Source organism: Euzebya pacifica (assembly GCF_003344865.1).
GTDB classification, from domain to species: Bacteria; Actinomycetota; Nitriliruptoria; order Euzebyales; family Euzebyaceae; genus Euzebya; species Euzebya pacifica.
In genome coordinates this window covers 3,650,266-3,670,572 of record NZ_CP031165.1, presented here as the reverse complement: position 1 = coordinate 3,670,572, position 20,307 = coordinate 3,650,266, and the positions used below count along the sequence as shown (strand labels likewise).

General features: G+C 71.2%; 22 protein-coding genes. 10 read left to right on the top strand and 12 right to left on the bottom strand.

Annotated elements, in window-relative coordinates:
- The first annotated feature begins 15 nt into the window (after window positions 1–15).
- Window positions 16–303, top strand: coding sequence for a hypothetical protein (locus DVS28_RS28500; protein WP_164710612.1), 288 nt, complete (start codon window positions 16–18; stop codon window positions 301–303).
- A gap of 537 nt (window positions 304–840) precedes the next feature.
- Here DVS28_RS28500 and DVS28_RS15730 read toward each other — a convergent pair.
- A complete protein-coding gene (locus DVS28_RS15730) occupies window positions 841–1,353 on the bottom strand; it encodes a LysM peptidoglycan-binding domain-containing protein (protein ID WP_164710611.1) in 513 nt (170 codons plus the stop codon).
- Between the two features lie 104 nt (window positions 1,354–1,457).
- On the opposite strand from DVS28_RS15730, the gene DVS28_RS15725 reads away from it, so the two are divergent.
- On the top strand, window positions 1,458–2,204 hold the full coding sequence (locus DVS28_RS15725) for a DUF3109 family protein (protein WP_114592302.1): 747 nt from the start codon (window positions 1,458–1,460) through the stop codon (window positions 2,202–2,204).
- The gene (locus tag DVS28_RS15720) at window positions 2,201–2,515 is read left to right on the top strand and encodes a hypothetical protein (RefSeq protein WP_114592301.1); all 315 of its coding nucleotides are present in this window, start codon (window positions 2,201–2,203) and stop codon (window positions 2,513–2,515) included. The genes DVS28_RS15725 and DVS28_RS15720 overlap by 4 nt, the downstream gene beginning before the upstream one ends.
- Here DVS28_RS15720 and mobA read toward each other — a convergent pair.
- Genes mobA through DVS28_RS15700 form a run of 4 tightly spaced genes read right to left on the bottom strand, consistent with a single transcriptional unit; the run spans window position 2,489 to window position 5,406 of the window.
- Window positions 2,489–3,061, bottom strand: coding sequence for a molybdenum cofactor guanylyltransferase (mobA, locus tag DVS28_RS15715; protein ID WP_216826074.1), 573 nt, complete (start codon window positions 3,059–3,061; stop codon window positions 2,489–2,491). The genes DVS28_RS15720 and mobA overlap by 27 nt on opposite strands.
- A gap of 58 nt (window positions 3,062–3,119) precedes the next feature.
- Window positions 3,120–3,956 (bottom strand): alpha/beta hydrolase, encoded by an 837-nt coding sequence (locus tag DVS28_RS15710; protein WP_114592299.1) that lies wholly within the window; start codon window positions 3,954–3,956, stop codon window positions 3,120–3,122.
- 34 nt (window positions 3,957–3,990) lie between these two features.
- Window positions 3,991–4,542 (bottom strand): DUF2087 domain-containing protein, encoded by a 552-nt coding sequence (locus DVS28_RS29240; RefSeq protein ID WP_216826073.1) that lies wholly within the window; start codon window positions 4,540–4,542, stop codon window positions 3,991–3,993.
- 12 nt (window positions 4,543–4,554) lie between these two features.
- The gene (locus DVS28_RS15700) at window positions 4,555–5,406 is read right to left on the bottom strand and encodes a sulfurtransferase (RefSeq protein WP_114594209.1); all 852 of its coding nucleotides are present in this window, start codon (window positions 5,404–5,406) and stop codon (window positions 4,555–4,557) included.
- A 156-nt stretch (window positions 5,407–5,562) separates the two neighbouring features.
- Here DVS28_RS15700 and DVS28_RS15695 point away from each other — a divergent pair, with 156 nt between their 5' ends.
- Window positions 5,563–7,353: a DUF885 domain-containing protein gene (locus DVS28_RS15695; RefSeq protein WP_164710610.1), complete on the top strand. Its 1,791-nt coding sequence runs from the start codon at window positions 5,563–5,565 to the stop codon at window positions 7,351–7,353.
- On the opposite strand, the gene DVS28_RS15690 is transcribed toward DVS28_RS15695, so the two are convergent.
- From DVS28_RS15690 to DVS28_RS15680, 3 genes are all read right to left on the bottom strand, one after another.
- A complete protein-coding gene (locus DVS28_RS15690) occupies window positions 7,329–9,299 on the bottom strand; it encodes a TIM44-like domain-containing protein (RefSeq protein WP_164710609.1) in 1,971 nt (656 codons plus the stop codon). The two genes, DVS28_RS15695 and DVS28_RS15690, sit on opposite strands and share 25 nt — an antisense overlap.
- Before the next feature lie 18 nt (window positions 9,300–9,317).
- On the bottom strand, window positions 9,318–10,295 hold the full coding sequence (locus DVS28_RS15685) for a DMT family transporter (RefSeq protein ID WP_164710608.1): 978 nt from the start codon (window positions 10,293–10,295) through the stop codon (window positions 9,318–9,320).
- A 109-nt stretch (window positions 10,296–10,404) separates the two neighbouring features.
- Window positions 10,405–11,520, bottom strand: a complete 1,116-nt coding sequence (locus tag DVS28_RS15680) for an NAD(P)/FAD-dependent oxidoreductase (RefSeq protein ID WP_114592295.1) — start codon at window positions 11,518–11,520, stop codon at window positions 10,405–10,407.
- 18 nt (window positions 11,521–11,538) lie between these two features.
- Here DVS28_RS15680 and DVS28_RS15675 point away from each other — a divergent pair, with 18 nt between their 5' ends.
- Window positions 11,539–12,687, top strand: a complete 1,149-nt coding sequence (locus tag DVS28_RS15675) for an acyl-CoA dehydrogenase family protein (RefSeq protein ID WP_114592294.1) — start codon at window positions 11,539–11,541, stop codon at window positions 12,685–12,687.
- Between the two features lie 37 nt (window positions 12,688–12,724).
- Here the strand turns inward: DVS28_RS15675 and DVS28_RS15670 are convergent, their stop codons facing one another.
- Window positions 12,725–13,267 (bottom strand): DUF1697 domain-containing protein, encoded by a 543-nt coding sequence (locus DVS28_RS15670; protein WP_164710607.1) that lies wholly within the window; start codon window positions 13,265–13,267, stop codon window positions 12,725–12,727.
- A gap of 95 nt (window positions 13,268–13,362) precedes the next feature.
- Here DVS28_RS15670 and DVS28_RS15665 point away from each other — a divergent pair, with 95 nt between their 5' ends.
- A complete protein-coding gene (locus DVS28_RS15665) occupies window positions 13,363–14,088 on the top strand; it encodes a hypothetical protein (protein ID WP_164710606.1) in 726 nt (241 codons plus the stop codon).
- Between the two features lie 12 nt (window positions 14,089–14,100).
- Here DVS28_RS15665 and DVS28_RS15660 read toward each other — a convergent pair whose 3' ends face one another.
- Window positions 14,101–15,054 (bottom strand): alpha/beta hydrolase, encoded by a 954-nt coding sequence (locus DVS28_RS15660; protein WP_114592291.1) that lies wholly within the window; start codon window positions 15,052–15,054, stop codon window positions 14,101–14,103.
- Window positions 15,055–15,266: 212 nt separating this feature from the next.
- Here DVS28_RS15660 and DVS28_RS15655 point away from each other — a divergent pair, with 212 nt between their 5' ends.
- Both DVS28_RS15655 and DVS28_RS15650 read left to right on the top strand, forming a co-directional pair.
- Window positions 15,267–15,548, top strand: a complete 282-nt coding sequence (locus tag DVS28_RS15655) for a Dabb family protein (RefSeq protein ID WP_114592290.1) — start codon at window positions 15,267–15,269, stop codon at window positions 15,546–15,548.
- A gap of 1 nt (window position 15,549) precedes the next feature.
- On the top strand, window positions 15,550–16,485 hold the full coding sequence (locus DVS28_RS15650) for an ornithine cyclodeaminase family protein (protein ID WP_114592289.1): 936 nt from the start codon (window positions 15,550–15,552) through the stop codon (window positions 16,483–16,485).
- Window positions 16,486–16,526: 41 nt separating this feature from the next.
- Here the strand turns inward: DVS28_RS15650 and DVS28_RS15645 are convergent, their stop codons facing one another.
- Together DVS28_RS15645 and pgi are read right to left on the bottom strand one after the other, a co-directional pair.
- Entirely contained in the window at window positions 16,527–17,318 is a 792-nt protein-coding gene (locus DVS28_RS15645) for an enoyl-CoA hydratase/isomerase family protein (protein WP_114592288.1), read from the bottom strand.
- The gene (pgi, locus tag DVS28_RS15640; protein WP_114592287.1) at window positions 17,315–18,946 is read right to left on the bottom strand and encodes a glucose-6-phosphate isomerase; all 1,632 of its coding nucleotides are present in this window, start codon (window positions 18,944–18,946) and stop codon (window positions 17,315–17,317) included. Before pgi ends, DVS28_RS15645 begins: the two co-directional genes overlap by 4 nt.
- A gap of 92 nt (window positions 18,947–19,038) precedes the next feature.
- On the opposite strand from pgi, the gene DVS28_RS15635 reads away from it, so the two are divergent.
- Both DVS28_RS15635 and DVS28_RS15630 read left to right on the top strand, forming a co-directional pair.
- Entirely contained in the window at window positions 19,039–20,037 is a 999-nt protein-coding gene (locus DVS28_RS15635; protein ID WP_114592286.1) for a GNAT family N-acetyltransferase, read from the top strand.
- Window positions 20,034–20,297, top strand: a complete 264-nt coding sequence (locus DVS28_RS15630) for a DUF4031 domain-containing protein (protein ID WP_114592285.1) — start codon at window positions 20,034–20,036, stop codon at window positions 20,295–20,297. The genes DVS28_RS15635 and DVS28_RS15630 overlap by 4 nt, the downstream gene beginning before the upstream one ends.
- Window positions 20,298–20,307 lie beyond the last annotated feature (10 nt).

Below are 20,307 nucleotides of genomic sequence, written 5' to 3'. Positions count from 1 at the left end.
AGCTTGGGGTCGGGGTTGACCACGTACTCCAGCGCGGCCTCGCTGGTCGCGCCGATCCGCTTGACGATCGCCGAGGGGTCCGGGCCCGTCGGCTTCTTCTTCTTCTTTTTCTTCTCCGCCGGCTTGGCGTCGGACCCATCGCCGGAGGCCTTCGCCTCTCCTGCGGGGGCGTCCTCGGCCGGTGCCTCGGCGGCGGGCGTCTCGCCTGCGGATGCGTCGGCGTCGGCCTGTCCCTCGGCGGGCGCCTGTGGCGCCTCCTCCGTGGGCTGCGCGTCGGCTGCCGGTTCCTCGGCGGCGTCCTGACCGGCAGGCTGTGCCTCGGCAGGCTGTGCCTCGGCCTCGGCCGGCGCGTCGGCGGCGGGGTCCTCGGGGCCGGAGCCTCGGGGGCCGGAGCCTCGGGGGCCGGAGCCTCAGCGGTGGGGGCCTCGGTCGTGGGGGCCTCGGAGGCCGCAGCCTCGACGGGGGCCGCCTCAGCGGACGCCTCGGTGGGGGGCGCCCCGTCCGAGTCGGTGACCGGTGCCGGCGGTGCGGGCTCCTGGTCGGTGGTGGGCTCGGGCGAATCGGACGGCGTTGCCGTCATGGCGGACCTCCTGCCTTTCGCGAGCGCTGACGCTCGCAGCCTGGACCTGTGATCTCGCGGGTGGGTCGACGGTCGGGCACATGTGCCCCCTTCAACCGGTCGCCCTGCGCGAGGGTCGAATCGATGACCACCTCTGGCGAGGTGGTCGCCGCAGAATACTCGACTTCGTGTTCGGCACCAGCGTGCCGTCGAACGGGCGCGCTGACGGACGGATCAGGTCACGTGGGTGACCCGCGCCCGCGGCTGGCCCCGATCGGGGATCAGCCGTCGGGGTTGGCCGGAATCTGCAGTTCCTGGCCGACCTGGAGTGGATTGGTGTCGGTGATCCCGTTGGCGCTGGCGATCGCACCGAACTGCAGCGGGTCGCCGTACACCGCCTCGGCGATGGCGGAGAGGGTGTCGCCCTCCTTCACCACGTAGATCTGGCCGCCGGTGGCGTTGGGCGTGGCCGTCGTCCCGTCGCTGGTGGCGCCGTCGGTGGGCGTCGTACCGTCGCCGGTGATCGTGGAACCGCCATCGGCCGACGCGATCTGGGCGTTCAGGGTCACGATCTCCTGCTGCAGCGACGTGATGTCGGCCTGCAGCTGGGCGGTCGTTGCCTGTTCGGAGGCGAGCTGGGCTTCCAGGCTCGCCTGCACCTCGGGGTCGACACCACCTCCTGCGGTACAGCGACCGAAGAGGAAGAAAAGCAACACCGCGAGGCCGAGGACGCCCACCCTGCCCCACAGGATGCGTCCTCCGAGGTCGTCGGCTCCGTCATACTCGAAGTCCATGAACACCGATTATCCACGGATTGTCCACCGAGGTGGGGAAGCAGCACGCATCGATGTCGGATCACGTGCGGTGTGGACCCCCTCCACCTAGCCTTTCGAGCCCAATGCTCGACCGTGAATGGGTCAGCCTGACCGACCCCGACGAACCGCACGAGCGGTACCTGTTCGACGTCTCCTTCCTGACCTCGAACTACTCCTGCATCTACGGGCAGGGGTGTCCCGGCACCGATGGGGTGCCGGGTGACGACCGGGGATGCTGCCGGTTCGGTGCCCACTTCGTCGACGACGAGGACCGCGACAGGACCATCGAGATGGTCGACGTGCTGGGCCCCGAGTACATGCAGCACTACGACAGGGCCGTCAAGAAGGGGATCGTCGCCACCGAGTCCGACGGGGCCGAGCGCACCCGCAAGGTCGACGGTGCCTGCATCTTCCTGAACCGGACCGGATGGCACCGGGGGGCCGGCTGCGCGCTGCACCACTACGCCATGGATCGCGACGCCCACTTCGTGGACTACAAGCCCGAGGTGTGCTGGCTGGTGCCGCTGCGTCGCGAGATCGTCACCGACGTCGCCGACGACGGGGAGGAGCGGGTCACCACGACCATCACCTCCTACGACCGCGGTGCCTGGGGCGAGGGCGGGTCGGACTTCGACTGGTGGTGCACCACCGACGACGACCGGGCCTACGGCGGGTCGACGCCGGTCTACGAATCCATGAAGCGCGAGCTGACGGTGATGACCTCGCCGAAGGTCTACGCCGAGCTCAAGGCCTACCTGGACGATCGTCGCCCGAAGGGCCGCCGTCCGCTGCCGCTGCTGCCGCAGCTGCCGCAGCTGCCATCGCGGTGAGCCACACCGGTTCCTCCGCCGGCAGCCTCGAGGCGCCGCAGCTCCGCGAGACCGCCGACATCTGGTGGGACTCCGGGTCCGATCCACGCATCGCCTGGGACGGACGTGGGCGACGGTTCTGGCTGGTCGACGGGGTCGACGCCGGACGCCGGTTGGTGCTGCTCGAGCGCGACACGGACCCTGCGGACCCGCGCGTGATCGCTGCCGCGCTGCGCGACGGGTTGGCTGCCTGTGACTTCCCGCCCACCGCAGACGGGGTGGCCCCGGCGCGAGCCGCCGCGACCCTACGCGCTGCCGGCCTCGAGGTCTGACGGGCGGTTGAGGTTCCACGCCCACCGGTCGTGATCGACCAGCGAGGCGGTCTGTGCCTCGTCCAGGATCGTGGCGTCGAGCTGGCGTGCGGCGTCGATGAGCGACCGGGTCCCGCTGGCCGCCAGCAACGACAGCGCCGGCGCGCAGGCGGTGGCCCACACGGCGTGGAGGGGCTGCGGATGTCCGGCTGCCGTCGGGACGACCGCGGCCTCGCCCTGCCAGTGCGACTCCAGCCGGGCGAGGAAACCCAGGTCCGGGTCGGGCAGGTCGACGGCCAGGACGAACGCGACGTCGCCATCCACCCGGGCGAGGCCGGCGGCCAGACCACCCAGCGGTCCGGTCCCCGTCGGTCGGTCGGGGACCTGGGCCACGCGCAGCTCGGGGATGGTCCGCGGCCCGGACGCCACGACCACGTCATCGCAGATCCGCTGGAGATGGGCCACCGCACGGTCGACCAGGCGGCTGCCCTCGTACCGCAGCAGCGCCTTGTCGGTGCCCATGCGGACGGATCTCCCGCCTGCCAGCACGATCCCTGACGTCGTCACACCAGCGACAGTAGCGCGCCTGCCGGGTGCCGTTCGGCGATGGCTGCGCGGTCCGGCGTCAGGTCAGGCGCGCCAGCAGGTAGCCGGTCACGTCGGCCAGCACACGCGCCTGCTCGGGCTCGTTGAAGACCTCGTGGTACAGGCCCTCGTACAGCTTCAGCTCGACCTGGCCGCCGAGGTCGTCGGCCAGCCGCTTCGAGCCGGCCGGGTCGGCCAGCTGATCCGCAGTGCCGTGCACGACGAGCGTGGGCTCGGTGATCGAGCCCACCTTCGGCATGATCCGGTCCTCGAACTGCAGGAGGGTCGCGCCGGTGGCCGCGGGGATCTTGCCGTGGAACACCAACGGGTCGTCCTCGTAGGCGCGGACCACGTCGGGGTCGCGGCTGACCGCCTCGGCGGGCAGTCCCTGCGTCGGTGCCGTCGGCAGGAACCGGCCGAGGACGGGGGCCAACGTGCGCAGCAGGCCGGGCACCTCCGCGGCGTTGCGGACGTACGGCGCGCTCAGCACGACCGCGTCGACGGGCGCGTGGTCGCCCGACAGGTGCTCCAGGACCACCGCGCCGCCCATCGAGTGGCCGAGCAGCACCTGGGGGAGGGCCCCGTCGGCGATGTCGGCGAGCTCCTCGCGGAACAGCGCCAGGTCGTGGGCCAGGGAGGGCATGTCACGGACGAGGCCGCGTGGTCCGCCCGAGCGGCCGTGGCCGCGCTGGTCGTAGGTGGCCACGACGTGGCCGGCGTCGGTCAGCGCCTGGGCCACGTGGGTGTAGCGGCCGGAGTGCTCGCCGAACCCGTGCACCAGGACCACCTGCGCCTTGGGTGGGGTCTCGGGTCGCCAGGTCTGGGTGAAGACGGTGACGCCGCCGCGGGCGATGAAGCTGCCGGTCGAGTGGTCCATGCCGCGATCGTAGGACCGCGGCCGGCCAGACGCGTCAGCCGAGCTCGGTCACCCGTCCACCTGCACGCCAGTACTCGCCGCCACCACGGTCCATGAACCCCTCGTCGACCAACGCTCGACGGAGCGCGGCGTAGTCGGGATGCCACAACGACAGGATTCCGTTGACCTGTCGTTCCTCGTAGCGGGTGCCCGGATCGAACTCGAGGGCGAGCCGTTCGAGGACGACCAGCCGGTGCGATCGCTTCGACGGGATCTCCGTCAGCCGGTTGCCGCTCGTGTAGCGGGCCAGGACCTCGCCCTCGTCGGCGGTCATGCCGAAGAACACGCGTGGTGCGGGTGGAGGAGCCTTCGGCAGCAGGTCGGCCACGGCCAGCAGGCCGGACTCCTGCAGGACCCAGGCCTCGGCGTCGCCCTTGATGACCAGCCCCTCCACCGCCAGGACCCCGAGGGCCTCCAGCACCTCCCGCCGGTCCTGCCCGGTGGCGGCGACCAGGCCGTCGGTGTCCACCGGCTCGACGGCCAGCAGCCCGAGGACTGCCAGCCGCCGTCGGTCGAGGGCGAACTTGGCGAACTCCTCGGGCGTCATGGGGGCGTAGTGTCAGCCCTTCTCCACCGGTACGTCCACCAGGGAGCCGTACTCGGTCCATGAACCGTCGTAGTTGCGCACCCGGTCGTAGCCGAGCAGCTCGTGGAGCACGAACCAGGAGTGTGCCGAACGCTCGCCGATGCGGCAGTAGGCGACGATCTCGTCGTTGCCGTCCAGGCCCTTGCCCTCGTAGACCTCCTTCAGCTGCTCGATGGACTTGAACTCGCCGGTGTCGGGGTTGACGGCCGTCGCCCACGGGACGTTGGTGGCACCGGGGATGTGACCGGGGACCATCGCCGCCTCCAGGGGCAGGTGCGGCGGGGCGGTCGTCTCGCCGGAGAACTCCGCTGGCGACCGGACGTCGACCAGGGCGACGCCGTCGGGGGCGCCGACGTACTCGGCCAGGACCTGCTCGCGCCGTGCACGGATGTCGGCGTCGGGTTCCTGCGTGACGTAGCCCGATGTCGGGGTGACCGTGGTGGTCTCGTCGGTCAGCTTGCGACCCTCGAGCTCCCACTTCTTGCGGCCACCGTCCATCAGCGCCACCTTCTCGTGGCCGTAGATCTTGAAGTACCAGTAGGCGTAGGCGGCGAACCAGTTGTTGTTGCCGCCGTACACCACGACGTGGGTGTCGTTGGTGATGCCGTTGGCGTCCATGAGGGCGGCGAAGCCCTCGGGACCGAGGAACGTCCGGCGCACGGGGTCCTGGAAGTCGTCCTTCCAGTCGAAGCCGATCGAGCCGGGGATGTGGCTGCGGCTGTACGCCTCGATGTCCTCGTCGACGTCGATGACGACGACGCTGGTGTCGTCGGAATGGTCGGCCACCCAGTCGGTGGTGACGAGCGCGTCCGGATTGGTTGGCATGGCGGGTCCTTCGGTCTGGATGGTCGGCGGGCCCGGAGCGGGCAGCGGGCCCGTCCGGCAACGGCGCGGAGCCTAGTGCTGCCCGCCGGGCCGGTCGCCCGTGGGAACGGTGGCAACGCGCCGGCGGGGGAGTGGGAACGGTGGGAACGAGGTGTGGTGGCAGACTCCGAGGTCATGCCGCCGTCTGCCGTCCCGCCGCCTCCGCCACCGTCCGGTCCACATGATCGGGTCAGGGACAACGCGACCGCCCTCGCCGAGCTGGCCGAGGACTACCACCGGCTGCAGATGTCGGCCGACCCGCTGCTGGCCACCTACTACGGGCTCGACGTCCACCGCGACCGGTTGCCGGACCTGACCGAAGCCGGCCGCGGCCGGGTCCGCGACGACACCGCCGCCCTGCGCCACCGGGTCGGCAGGATCGACCCCTCCGGCCTGTCACCGACGGAGGAGACCTCTCGGGTGATGCTGCTGCGGCTGATGGGCGACGACCTGGCCGCCCTCGACGGCCGCTGGTCGGCCCGGTCGGTCGACGACTTCGCCTTCGCGCCGTCCGCGGAGCTGCTGTACCACCTCGGGCGCACCCAGGTGCTCGACGACGGGCACGGCCACGCGCACGTCCGCCGGCTGGCCGCGGTCGGCGCCTTCCTCGACGGCGCGCTGGAGGAACACCGCCGGGCCGTTGCCGATCGTATGACCCCGACCGCACGGGGTGTTGCCGAGGCGGTCGAGCGCGTTCGCCGGGTGGCAGTCACGCCCGCCGGGACCAGCCCGCTCCTCGCGCCGCTGTCGGACCGTGGTCCGCTGGTCAGGGAGCAGGCCGCCAACGCCTACCGAGAGGTCGTGGTCCCGGCCCTGCACCGCTACGCGGATGGCCTGCAGCGCGACGTCGCCCCGTCCGCACGGCCCGACGACCGGGCAGGCCTGTGCTGGACCGACGACGGCGCGGAGGTGTACGGCGCGATGCTGTCGCACTTCACCACCCTCGATCGGCCGGATCCTGCCGGCATCCACCAGCAGGGCCTGGCCATCGTGGCTGCGCTGCAGGAGGAGATCGCCGAGGCCGGGCAACGGCTCCTGGGCCTGTCGGACCCGGCCGCCATCACCGAACGGCTGCTCAACGATCCGTCGCTGGACTACGCCGACCCCTCCGAGATCGTGCCGCACGCGCAGGCCATCTGTGACCGGGCGGCCGAGGCGGCCGGGGCCGTCATCGGTCGGCTGCCCACCACACCCTGCATCGTCAAGCCGGTGCCCGAGGACGAGACGGGGGCAGGAGCGGCCTTCTACGACCCGCCGACCCCCGCCCGGCCGCACGGCATCTACTGGGTCAACATCGTCGATCCGCGACTGCACCGCTACGAAGCCGAGGCGACCGCCTTCCACGAGGCCGCGCCGGGCCACCACACCCAGCTCGGGCTGCAGGCCGAGCTCGACCTGCCCGCGTTCCGACGCATCGGCACGTTCCTGTCGGGCTACGGCGAGGGCTGGGGCCTCTACACCGAACGCCTGGCCGACGAGCTGGGCTGGTACTCCGGCGACCTTGACCGGCTGGGCATGCTGGCCACGGACATGATGCGGGCCTGCCGGCTGGTGCTGGACACGGGCCTGCACCACCACGGGTGGTCACGCCAGCAGGCGATCGAATGGTTCACCGCCCACGCACCGCTGTCCGCGGAGCTGATCGTCAGCGAGGTCGACCGCTACATCGTGTACCCCGGCCAGGCGTGCAGCTACATGCTGGGGCGACTGGAGATCCAGCGGTTGCGGGCCGAGGCCACCAGGCAGCTCGGCGGGCGCTTCGACCTGTCCGGCTTCCACGACACGATCCTTGGGGAGGGCGCGGTCCCGCTTGCAGCCCTCCAGCCGATGGTGGACCGTTGGGTCGACTCCCGGGCACAGCCCACGGTTGCCCAGGCCAGTGCTCAGGCGGGCGGTGGCGGGGGCTGACCGGGGCCCGAGGGGCGCTGGCCGGGCGACGGCGGCGGTGGCATGTGCTCGGCGCGGTCGAGGACGTCCTTGGCCTCGCCGTAGAGGTCCTTGCGGGTCGCCTTGATCGACCGGCTGATCTCCCGTGCCGTCCAGCCCACCTGTGACCCGACACCGACGAGGAGCTTTCGTTCCTCCCGGCTGATCATCCCGTCGATGAGGGCGGCGCGGATCAGCTGGACCATGAACGCCTGTGCCTGCTCCTCGCCCCGGGGCAGGTTGACGGGCTGGGAGGGGTCCATCGAGGTGTTGACGATCTGCTCGAGCCGGTTCGGTCCGACCCCACGGCTCTGGGCGAGGTGGATCAACATCTGTCGTTCGCGGTCGTGCAGGACGCCGTCGGACATCGCCATCCGTGCCACGGCGACGAGCAGGTCGGGTTCGTTGAGGAACCGGTCGGTCTCCATGCGCTCGTGGCCGCCGGCCGCGACGATCCGTTGGTCCTGCGCCTGCTCCTGCAGGTAGGCCCGCATCGCGGAGAAGGGCTGGACGTCCTCCAGCACCCAGTCGGTGGAGCCGTCGTTGATCGGCGTGCCGCAGAACCGGCATTCGCTGGCCTTGCCGACGTCGAGCGGGCCGGCGCAGTTGGTGCACGAGAAGGACGTGAAGGTGTGGGCGAGGTTGCTGGTCACCCCGACCTTGCGCTTGAGCACCAGCACGTGGCTGTAGATGCGCTGCGGCGTCAGCTCCCGCGGCTTGGCCCGGTCGCCGGTGGCCTGGACGCCCGACCAGCGGACCTGGACCTGGATCCGGTCGAACGGCTCGCCGTCCCCGGCGGGCAGCGCGCCCTTGACCTCCACCGATCCCACCGCCGGGTTGGACCAGAACGAGCCGGTGGACGCGCGCCACAGCTGCGGCACGTCGCTGGCATCGGGCTGCAGGATCGGTCGCGCCAGGTCGAGGTCGTCGTGGTAGATCGCCATCATCGACCGCCAGTAGATGACCGACGCCCGGTCCTCCAGGTGCTGCACGTTCAGGCCGGGGTCGCGGCTGGCGAGCTCGGCCCAACCGGGCACGTCGTGACGGGCGGGCGGGACGATCCACTCCTCGTCCTGGGTGATCTCCGACAGCACCCAGTCGTACTCACCGGAGTTGACGATGGCCTGGCAGGCCGTGCACTGCGCACGGTCGGCGATGTGCAGGATCTCGCCGCAGTTGGGGCACGACCCCTGCAGGAGCCCGGCGCCCTGACGGGTGAGGACCCCGGGACGGCGGGAGAACGACCAGATCTCGGTGAACGTGATTGGTGCCGAGTCGGAGTTGCCCGACACGCGCCGGCCCGTGGTCAGGCTCTCGTTGTAGCTGATGGCCCGGGCGGTGAACCGCACGTGGATGGTGTCGTAGTGGGTGTCGGAGGTGATCGCCACCGTCTCGGCGTTGGTGACGGTCACGTCCTTCATCCGGTTGCGGATGCCCTCGACCTTCTGCATGTCGATGTACAGCCCGAACCGCTCGTGGACCCCGTCGGAGACGAACGGTCGGCTTGGGGTCAGGTCCTGCTCGGACCAGGCGTACTGGGTGGTGATGAAGCCCCGCGCCACGTCGTTGAGGAATCGGTGCTCGTCGAATCCGGGGTCACGCTGGACGATGGCGGCCAGCGCCTGCTGTCGCAGCATCTGTTCCTGCACCTTGCGGCCCTGCCGGATCGTGCGCGTCACCTTCCGGGACTGCTGCTTCTTCGTCGCGTTGCCGACGAGGGCGAAGATTCCCCAGATCACGAGGAAGACGATGATGGTCGTCGGGGACAGGTCGCCCCCGCCGCCGCTCCCACCGCCGAAGCTGGAGCCGCCCCCGAAGCTGGACCCCCCTCCGCCGCTGAAGCCACCGCCGCTGCTGCCGCCGCCGAAGTTGCCGCCACCGCCGGCCTGGGCGATGACGATCGCGGCGTGTCCCAAGAGGTCCCACATGGGCCTCACGCTAACGGATCAGCGTTGGCCCGAGAGTGACGCTTCTGGGACAGCTCCGGCGCCCTGCTCGGGGACGAGCATCGGATCGGTCCGCTGGGCCAGCCACACCCCACCGATCAGCACGACCGCGCCGATGAGGACGTTCGCGCCGAACCGCTCACCGCGGACCAGCGCGCCGGAGATCAACCCGACGACCGGGACGATGTAGGTGACCATCGAGGCGTTGGTGGCGCCGACCCGCTCGATGAGGGTGAAGTAGATGAGGAACGCAAGCCCGGTGCCGAGCAGCCCGAGGGCGGACAGGGCCAGCACGGGCACCAGCGGCAGGTCCCAGGCGGGCGGCGGCGGCCCGGAGGTGCCGAGCGCCAGCATGGTGAGGACGCCCGCGCCCAGCACCAGCTGCACGGCGGTGGCCGGCAGCGGGCGGAACCTGCCCGACACGGCCGCCCGGGTCATCACCGTGCCGAACCCGTAACCGACGGTGGACCCCACGGCGGCGAGCAGCGCCAGGATCGGACCACCGGCCTGCACCTCACCACCGACGATGATCACGCTGCCGAGGATGGCGATCAGCAGGCCCAGCACGCGGCTGCGGTACAGCCGCTCCTGCCCGGCCGCGACGGCCAGCGCAAGGGTTGCCGCCGGGGTGGTGGAGTTGAGGACGGCCATCAGGCCGGAGTCCAGGTACTGCTGGCCCCAGGCCTGCAGGGCCCACGGCAACCCGGAGCCGAAGCTGCCGATCAGCAGGAGCGCGCCGAGCGCCCGCCAACCCCTGGGCAGCCGGAGGTCGTTGTCGCCGCGCAGGCGTGCCCTCGCGACGACGATCAGCGACACGAGGATGCCGCCGATCGTCAGCCGGCCCGCGACGATCCACGTCGGGGGGATGACGTCGACGGCAAGCTTCACGAACAGGAAGGAGTTGCCCCAGAACAGCGCCAGCAGCAACAGCAGCAGCGCGTCGCGGGTGGTGAAGGCGCTCGACCCTTGGCGTGACACGGTGCCGGAGTCTGCCCAACCGGACCGGACCTTTCCGCATGCCACTGCGAGTCCCTGCCCGTCTGATGCCCTGCCCGTCGGATGCCCGGCCCGTCAGGTGGCCGGCCCCTCAGATGACGGCGGTCTCGATCGTCAGGTCCTGGCCGTCGAACCGCTCGAGGCGGAAGGGGGACAGGTCGACGGAGTGTGCCTCGCCGTCCAGCACCTCCTCGGCGATGACCAACCCGGCTGCCGGTGCGTGCATGACCCCGTGGCCGGAGAACCCGCAGGCGTTGACCCAGCCGGTGGCGGCGGGGTCGCGGCCGAGGACGGGGGAGTAGTCGGGCGTCACCTCGTAGTAGCCCCACCACGAGGCCTTCTGGTCCAGCTCCTCGGACTCGAACCAGGGGTAGCGCTCGAACGCCGCCTCCATGATCTGGTCCAGGTGGTCCCAGTCGACCCCGGTCAGGAATCCCTTCGGCCCGTGGTGGTCGTGGTGGCCGATCAGCAGCCGGTTGCCCTCGGAGCGGAAGTACACGCCCGACGGCAGGTCGATGGTCAGCGGCAGCACACGGTCGCGTTCGCGGGGCGCGGTGACGAAGACGTCGTTGCGGAAGGGTTCGACGGGCACCGTCAGCCCGGCCATCGCCGCGACCTCGCCGCCCCATGCCCCGGCGGCGTTGACGACCACGTCGGCGTGCAGCTCGCCCTTGTTGGTGGTCAGCTGCCAACCGTCGCCGTCGACCGCGATGTCGGTGACGGTCTCGAGGCGATGGAAGACCGTGCCCTGCTCGCGTGCCTGGGACATCAGCAGCTGGGCGGACCGGTCGGGGTCGACGAAGCCGTCGTCGGGCCCGAAGGTGGCGCCGTGGATGCCGTCGGGGACGAAGTCGACGATCTCCCGCGCCTGCTCGACGGTCAGGATGTCGACACGGGCGCCTTCGGCTCGCTGCATCTCCACCTGCTCGAGTCGGTCCGCCCACCGTTCCTCCGGGACGAGGAACAGGTACCCCTGCGGCTGGTAGCCCGAGTCGTGGGATCGATACCACTCCAGCGACTTCAGCGAGAGCTGCACGTTGGGTGGGGTGGAGAACTGCACGCGGAACCCTGCGGCGCTGCGGCCGGTGGAGCCCATCGCCACGCCCTCCTCCCGTTCGATGACGGTGACCTCGGCTCCGCGGGAGGCCAGGTGGTAGGCGCAGGAGGCGCCGATGATGCCGGCGCCGATGATCGCTACGTGGGTCATGGCCGTATCGTTGCACGCATGCAGCGCACACTCTTCACCGACGACCACGAGCTGTTCCGGGACAGCGTCCGTGGCTTCGTGGCCGACCGCGTCGTGCCCTTCCACGACGCCTGGGACGACGACGGCATCGTGCCGCGGTCGTTGTTCACCGAAGCGGGTGAGCTCGGCATGCTCGCCTTCAGCGCGCCCGAGGAGTTCGGGGGTGCCGGCATGGCCGACTTCCGGTTCAACCAGGTGCTCAACGAGGAGTTCTACTACGCCGGTGTCGCCTCGGCGGGCCTTGCCCTGACCCTCCACAACGACATCATCCTCCCGTACTTCGCCGAGCAGACCAACGACGAGCAGCGGGCCCGGTGGCTGCCCGGCATCTGCACCGGCGAGACGATCACCGCGGTCGCCATGACCGAACCGGGGATCGGCTCGGACCTGGCCGGCATGACGACCACCGCCATCCGCGACGGCGACCACTACGTCGTCAACGGGGCCAAGACGTTCATCTCCAACGGCATCAACGCCGACCTGGTCGTGACCGCCGTCAAGACCGACCCGTCCGCCCGCCACGCCGGCGTCTCCCTGCTGGTCATCGAGCGGGGTATGGACGGGTTCGAACGCGGTCGGAACCTCGACAAGATCGGCCTGCATGCCCAGGACACCGCCGAGCTGTCCTTCGACGACGTGCGGGTGCCGGTCGCCAACCTGCTGGGGGAGGAGGGGCAGGGATTCGCCGTCCTGACCCACAACCTGGCGCAGGAGCGGCTGTCGATCGCCATCTCCGGTGTCGCCGCCGCACGCGCGGCGATCGGCTGGACGGTGGACTACGTCAAGGAGCGCGGCGCGTTCGGCAAGCGCATCGCCGACTTCCAGAACACCAAGTTCGTCCTTGCCGAGTGCGACACCGAGGTGGCCCTGGCGGAGTCGTTCACCGACCAGTGCGTGCTGGCCCTCAACGAGGGCACGTTGACGCCGGCCGATGCCAGCCGGGCCAAGTGGTGGTGCACCGAGCTGCAGAAGCGGGTGCTGGACCGCTGCCTGCAGCTGTTCGGCGGCTACGGCTACATGCGCGAGTACCCCATCGCCCGGGCCTACGCCGACGCCCGGATCACCACGATCTACGGCGGCACGACGGAGATCCAGAAGACGATCATCGCCAAGGACCTCGGGCTGTAGGTCCGGTTCGTTTCCAGGTATGGGGCCTGGGTGCGGCTCAGGCCGCCAGGAACTTCGCGGCCATCCGCTGGATCGTCCCCGCGGTCCGGACCGTGGTCGGTCCGGTGATGCGGGCCAGCCCGTCCAGGTCCAGGGCAGCCCGGCCCACCCCGTCGACGGGCAGCCAGTGCACCTCCCGACCATCAACGACCAGCTGGTCGACCTCGGTCGACAGGCTCGCGACGGCCGAGTTGGCCGCCTCGTCCAGCGCGTCGAGGAGGAGGATCACCTGCGGTTTGCTGGTCGCCGACGCGATGGCGTCGTCCTCGAACGGCGTGGCGGCGGCGATGGCGTGGGTCTCCTCCCGGCTGCGGACGAACGTGGGGACGTCCCAGCCGAACGTGTCGCGCAGCGCCTGCTCGACGCGTCCCGCGACCACCGTCGGGTCCTCGGTGTCGGCGTCGACGACGAGGTTGCCGGCCGCCTGGTAGGCGGTCACGGCGGCAAATCCGGCGCCCTCGAGCGCCGCGCACAGGTCGGCGTTGGTGACGCGCCGGCCGGCCACGTTGATGGCACGGAGGAAGGCAAGGTGGCGATGCACGCGCGGAAGCGTAACCACGGGCGGGGCAGGAGTGCGACGGGGCGGTGTCGAACCCTCCGCCCGACCGACCGTTGTCGCACCCCGAGGAACCCGACGTGCATCGTCCCATTCGCATCCTGCTGGCCGCCGTCCTGGCGCTGTCCGTGCTCGCCGGTCCGGCCAGCGCCTACTACGACACCGAACGCGAGCTGGAGTTCGTCGAGTCGACCGCGTACTTCACCTCCACCACGACCGGGGTCAGCAACGTCGACACCGAGGTGCTCGGCGAGCGGATCGGCTGGCGCGCCGACGCCCCGGCCGGCCCGACCGGTCGCACCGTGGCCACCGCCCACGCCGGCCTGCTGAGCATCCTCGCCGAGGACTACTACGAGTCGCAGTCCTTCACCGCCGAGGGCACCATCACCGGCTACATCGAGAACATCGCCCTCAGCCTGTACTACGCCAGCCCCGTGCAGAACCTGTGCGGCATGGGGCTGTCCATCGACGTGATCATCGACGGCAAGCGGGTCATGGACATGGCCGGGATCGGCAACACCGAGGACGTCGTCACCTACCCGGCCTCCGACGACTACTGGGTCGCGCAGGTCGCCATCACCAACCTGGCCGACCAGATGGAGGACATGGGCATCTTCGGCGCGGCCGACACCGAGCACACCGTGGAGATCGTGGCCGAGCAGTACCCCCTCTGCCAGGAGGCGATCTGGACCTACGGGTCGGCGGACGCCCCGTCCCGGATGGACGTCAACATCGAGCCCGGCACTGCGGCGCTGCGCCAGTTCACCGAGTTCGACGCGACCAAGCCGCCCTATTCCGGGGAGTAGGCGCGCGGCAGGTCAGGCCCTCGCGATCGCGTCGACGAGGGCCCGCAGCTCGCGGCGGCTGACCGCCGCGTCGGGTGCGAAGCCCATCGAGCCGTGGAAGGTGCCCGGGAAGGCATGCAGCTCGGTGGGCACCCCGGCGTGCATCAGCCGCTGCGCCCAGGCGATCCCCTCGTCCCGCAGCGGGTCGTGCTGGTCGACGGTGATCGTGGTCGGCGGCAGGCCCGCCGGGTCGACGGCCCGCATGGGGGCGGCGTAGGGCGAGACGTCGTCGGTGCCGTGGGCGTCGCCGAGGTAGGCCTGCCACGACAGCTCGGCCATGCCGCGGTTCCAGATGCGGCGGTCGGTCACCTCGTGGCTGGACGGGGTGACCAGCCGGTCGTCGGTGACGGGGAAGCCCATGACGACGGCGTCGATGTCCGGTCCGCCGTGGTCGCGGGCGTGGAGGGCAAGGCCGGCGGCAAGCGCGCCGCCGGAGGACACGCCGAACACGACCACGCGGTCGACGTCGGGTTGGTCGGCCAGCCAGCCGAGCGCCGCCCGGCAGTCGTCGAACGCGGCCGGGAACGGGTGGGCGGGGGCGAGGCGATAGGTCGGGGCGACCACGACCGCGTCGAGCTCCGTGGCCAGGTCCCTGAGGGTGGGGTCCGCCAGGCCGACCCCGCCGGAGACGAACCCCCCGCCGTGCAGCACGAGCACCCCTCGCCCCGCCTGATCGGTGCGGCCGCGGAGACGGTAGGTGCGAGCCGGCACGGGCGGGTTGGCGTCCAGCCCGGGCAGGTGCCGGTCGACGATGTCGAGGGTGTCGTCGTCAGCCGGAGGCAGCGGCCGCTCCTCGGGCACGAACGCCTCGACCCCTCGCCGAGCATCCAGCGCGGGGGGCAGGTCGTCCAGCGCCGCCGCGATCTCGGCGTCGAGGACGGCACGCAGCCGGTCGGACTGGTCGGACGCGTCGGTCGGGGAGGCCATGGCGGGCGGCACCCTACCCCTCAGGTGTGTCGTCGAAGCGGCCACATGTCGTGGTTGGCCGACACGCGTGGGTCGTCGGGGGCGGCCCTCCCCGGACGCGTGTCGTCGAAACGGCCACATGGCGTCATTGCCCGACACGCGTGGGTCGTGGTTGGCCGACACGCGTGGGTCGTGGTTGGCCGACAGGCGTGGGGGCACGAGAGACTCGGCGCATGCTGACCCACATCGTCCTGTTCGACGTCGACACCCCCGACAACGCCGAGGAGGTCGTCCGGCGCCTCACCGAGATGGCCCCGAAGATCGACGTCGTCGAGTCGTTGGAGGTGGGGCGCGACGTCATCGGGTCGGACCGGTCGTGGCAGATCGGCCTGATCGTCAAGCTTGCCGACCGCGACGCCCTCGACACCTACGCCACCCACCCCGAGCACGTGGCCGTGCTGGAGTTCATCCGCGCCGTCGTGACCCGTTCCGCCGCCGTCGACTTCATCAGCTGAGATGCGGTTCCTCGACGCCGATGCCGTCCGTGCGGCCCTACCCATGCCCAGGGCGGTGGAGGTGGCCCGGGCGACGTTCGAGGCGCTGGCGGCCGGGATCGTCGAGCAGCCCGCCCGGCGGTGGATCCAGCTGGAGCAGCCTCGGTTGCTCGCCGGGTTGATGCCGTGCGGCGTCGGTGGGGACACCCCCGTCTACACCGTGAAGCTGGTCACCCTCGTCCCCGAGAACGTCGACCGGGGGCTGCCCTCGATCAACGGCATCGTCACGCTCTTCGACGGGGTCACCGGCGTGCCGACCGCCGTGCTGGACGGCGGTGCCATCACAGCGATCCGTACCGCCGCCGTCAGCGGGCTGGCCACCGACCTGCTCGCTGCCCCCGACGCGGGTGACCTGGCCATCGTCGGCGCCGGCGTGCAGGGGCGTGCCCACCTCGAGGCCATGGCCGCCGTCCGCACCCTCCGTCGGGTCCGGGTGTGGAACCGCACCCGACCGCGGGCCGAGGCGCTGGCGGACTGGGCGAGGGGGCTCGGGCACGACGTCACCGTGGTGGACGACATCGCCGACGCCACCCGTGGGGCCGACCTCGTCTGCGTGTGCACCAACAGCCACGAGGCGCTGGTGCACGCCGATCACATCGACGACGGCACCCACGTCAACGCCGTCGGGGCCTTCACGCCGACCACCCGTGAGCTGGGGGCCCACCTGATCGCCGGGGCCAGGGTGGTCGTCGACGACCGCGAGGCGGCCATGGACGAGGCCGGGGACATCCTGATGGCCATCCACGACGGGACGATCGACGCCGACCACGTCAGCGCCGACCTGACCGAGCTGGTCGCCGGCGGCCCGCCACCCCGTCGGGAGGGCGAGGTGACGGTCTTCAAGTCCGTCGGGGTGTCGGCCGAGGACGCCTTCGCCGCCGCGGCGGCAGCCGGCTGACCCGACCGGCTGGCCCCGCTGGCTGACCCGGCCGGAGACCGCTAGCGGCCCTCGAACGTCGGCTTGGCCTTGTTCAGGAACGAGTCGATGCCGTGCAGCGCGTCGCGGGTGGCGCCCATGCGCGAGATCCACTCCGACTCGTCGGCCATCTGGGCCTCCAACGACTGCTGCATCGAGCTGCGCAGCAGCTTCTTGACCCCCTCGTAGGCCTTCGTCGGTCCGGCCGCCAGCTGCTGGGCCAGCTCCATCGCACGGCCGGCCAGATCCTCGTCGGCCACCACGTCGGTCACGAGTCCCCACTCCAACGCCTCGGCGGCGCTCAGCCGACGGTTGGTCAGCATCAGCTCCTGTGCGCGTCGCAGGCCCACCAGGCGGGGCAGGTACCAGGAGGAGGAGAGGTCGGGGGTGAGGCCAGCGGCGGTGTAGGCCATCGTGAACGCCGCTGACTCGCCGGCCAGGACGATGTCACCGCCGAGGACGAAGCTCATCCCGCCACCCGCGGCCATGCCCTGCACGGCGATGATGACGGGTGCCGGCCCGCGGCTCAGCCGCTCGGCCGCCGAATGCGCGAAGGCGGTCAGGGTTCGAAGCGCCGCCGCGGTGTCGTCGACACCGGCGAAGTACGACAGGTCACCGCCGACGTGGAAGGCCTTGCCCTCGGCGTCGACGAGGATGCAGCGGACCTCGGGATCGGCCGCGATCGAGGCGGTGACCGCCTCGAGGTCCTGGACCTGGGCGAGGTCCAGCGCGTTGTGCTTGTCCGGACGGCTGAACGTGACGTGGGCGATGCCGTCGGACTTCTCGTATCGAAGGCTCGTGTACTCGTGGCTCATGGCTGCAACCTAGCGTCCCGGTACCGCTGCAGGAGCATGGCGGTGGAGGAGTCGTGGTCGCCGTCGGCACCGTCGATCTCGGCGACGATCCGCTTGGCCAGGACCTTGCCGAGCTCCACACCCCACTGGTCGAAGGAGTTGATCCCCCAGACGGCCCCCTGCACCAGCACACGGTGCTCGTAGAGGGCGATCAGCTGCCCGAGCACGGACGGGGTCAGCCGGTCAGCGAGGATGGTGGTGGTCGGGATGTTGCCGGGGAAGGTCTTGTGGGCGACCAGCGCCTCGTCGACGCCCTCGGCCCTGACCTCCTCCGCGGTCTTCCCGAACGCCAGCGCCTCGCCCTGCGCCAGCAGGTTGGCGATCAGCTGGTCGGCGTGGCTCCGGGCGGTGTCGGCGGGCAGGTCGACGTCGGGGGTGACGATGCCGATCAGGTCACACGGCACCGTCGTCGTGCCCTGGTGGATCAGCTGGTAGAAGGCGTGCTGGCCGTTGGTGCCGGGTTCGCCCCACACGATCGGGCCGGTGTCGGTGGTCACGGGCTGGCCGTCCAGCCCTACCCGCTTGCCGTTGGACTCCATGTCCAGCTGCTGCAGGTAGGCGGGGAAGCGGGCCAGGTCGTGGCTGTAGGGCAGCACCGCATGGGTCGGGAAGCCGAAGAAGTTGCGGTACCAGATGCCGATCATCGCCAGCAGCACCGGCACGTTCTCGCGCAGCGGCGTGTCGCGCAGGTGCTCGTCGACGGTTCGCATGCCCCCGAGGAAGTCCCGGAACCCGTCGGGGCCGATGGCCAGCATGACCGACAGGCCGATCGCCGAGCCGACGGAGTACCGGCCGCCCACCCAGTCCCAGAACTCGAACATGTTGTCGGTGTCGATGCCGAAGTCCGCCACGCCCTCGGCGTTGGTCGACAGGGCCACGAAGTGCTTCGGGATGGCGCCGCGGTCACCGCCGAGCCCCTCCAGCAACCAGTCCCGGGCCGAGGAGGCGTTGGTGATCGTCTCGATCGTCGTGAACGTCTTGGACGCGATGACGAACAGGGTCGTTGCGGGGTCGAGTCCGGCCAGGTTCCGCGACAGGTCGGCCGCGTCGACGTTGGACACGAACCGGCAGTCCATCGTCGCGTGTGCGGCCAGCGCCCGGTAGGCCATCGCCGGGCCCAGGTCGGACCCGCCGATGCCGATGTTGACCACCGTCTCGATCGGACGGCCGTCGTGGCCGCGCCACTCACCGCCGCGGACCCGTTCGGCGAACGCGGCCATGCGGTCCAGTACCGCGTGCACGTCGGGGATCACGTCGTGGCCGTCGACCACGATCGAGGTGTCGCGCGGGGCGCGCAGGGCGGTGTGCAGGACGGCCCGGTCCTCGGTGGTGTTGATGGGCTCGCCGGCGAACATCGCCGCGACCTTCTCGGGCACGCCGGCCGCCGCGGCCAGCGCCACGAGCGCGTCGAGCACCTCATCGGTCAGGCGGTGCTTGGCGACGTCGACGTACAGGTCGCCGACGGTGCCGTGCAGGCGGCCCCCGCGGTCGGGGTCGTCAGCGAACAGCTGGCGCAGGTGGGTGTCGGCGAGCGTGGCGTGCAGACGGGCCACCGCGGCCCATTCGGTGGTGTCGGTGATGGCGGGCATGGTGCTCCCGGCGGTCGGTGGCGGACGGTGATGAGGGTTGTAGCGCACCCCGGTGACACCCGGGTGACCGGCCGGCCGATAGCCTGCCGCGGGTGGACACCAGCGAACGCGCGGAACGGCGCTTCTACCTCGAGCACTTCCGGCAGCGAAGCCTGGTCGTGGCCGGTGGCGGCGACGACCCGTCGGTGCCGTCGGCCCTGCAGGCCCTTGTCGAGGGGGGTGCCCGGGTGGTGCACGTCCACACCGCCAACGTCACCAGCCGACGGACCGACGACGACTTCGTCGGCGAGTGCTGGGCGGCCCTGCGCCGTCACGGACAGGTGGCGGTGCCGGTCCCGCCGGCGGAGGACGTGCTTGAGGTCGCCACCGAGCTCGCGGGGCGGCTGCGGCCGTTCAAGCTGGTCCTGCTGGATCCGGCCACGCCCGTCCACGGGGACCGGCCCCCGCCGTTCGTGGTGCTGCCCCGGGGGGAGGGGGAAGGGCCATCGATCGAGCTGGCCAGACAGGCGCTGGAGGCGGGCGTGGGCTCGGTCAACGTGTGTCGACCGGCCGACATCGCCGAGGAGCTGCTGACCTACCACGGCGCCGGCGTGCTCTACACGAGCGAGCAGTACTGCGACGTCGAACCGCTCCGGCTGGACGACTACGAAGGCGCCCACCGGCTGATCGAGCAGGGTGTCGCCGAGGGGTTCCTGCTGCCCCGGTCGTCCGGGGCGACCGCGCGGCTGCTGATCGACGGGTACGGCGCCCGGTTCGGTGACGACCACCTGGCGGGCTTCGCGGCCCTGCGGCGCTACCCCGACGACGCGGTGGCGGAGGTGTCGTGCCTGACCACCATCAGCCGGTTCGCCGGGGGAGGGGTGGGCGGCATGATCGTGCGACGCATGCTCGTCGACGCCGCGCGAGAGGGCCTGACCGGGGTGTTCGCCTGCACCACCTCCGCCGATGCCGCTGGGTTCTTCCGGGCCCTCGGGTTCGTGGAGGTCGCCCACGAGGTCCTGCCCGCGGCCAAGTGGGACGGCTACGACCCCCAGCGACGCCGGGTGCTGGTGGCGCTGCGCCACGAGCTGGGTGCGGTCCTGCAGCCGTGATCCTCGTCGACGACGCCGTGTGGCCGTGGCGCGGCCGGCTGTGGGCCCACCTGATCAGCGACACGTCGTTGGAGGAGCTGCACGACTTCGCCGACCGGCTCGGCATGCCGCGCCACACCTTCCAGGGGGATCACTACGACATCCCCACGCGCCTGCGGGATGAGGCGATCGCGCTCGGCGCCACGGCGGTCGACGGTCGCGAGCTGGTCCGCCGACTGCGGGCATCCGGCCTGCGCCGCCCGCGACCGGGTGCTCGCTGAGTCGCCGGCC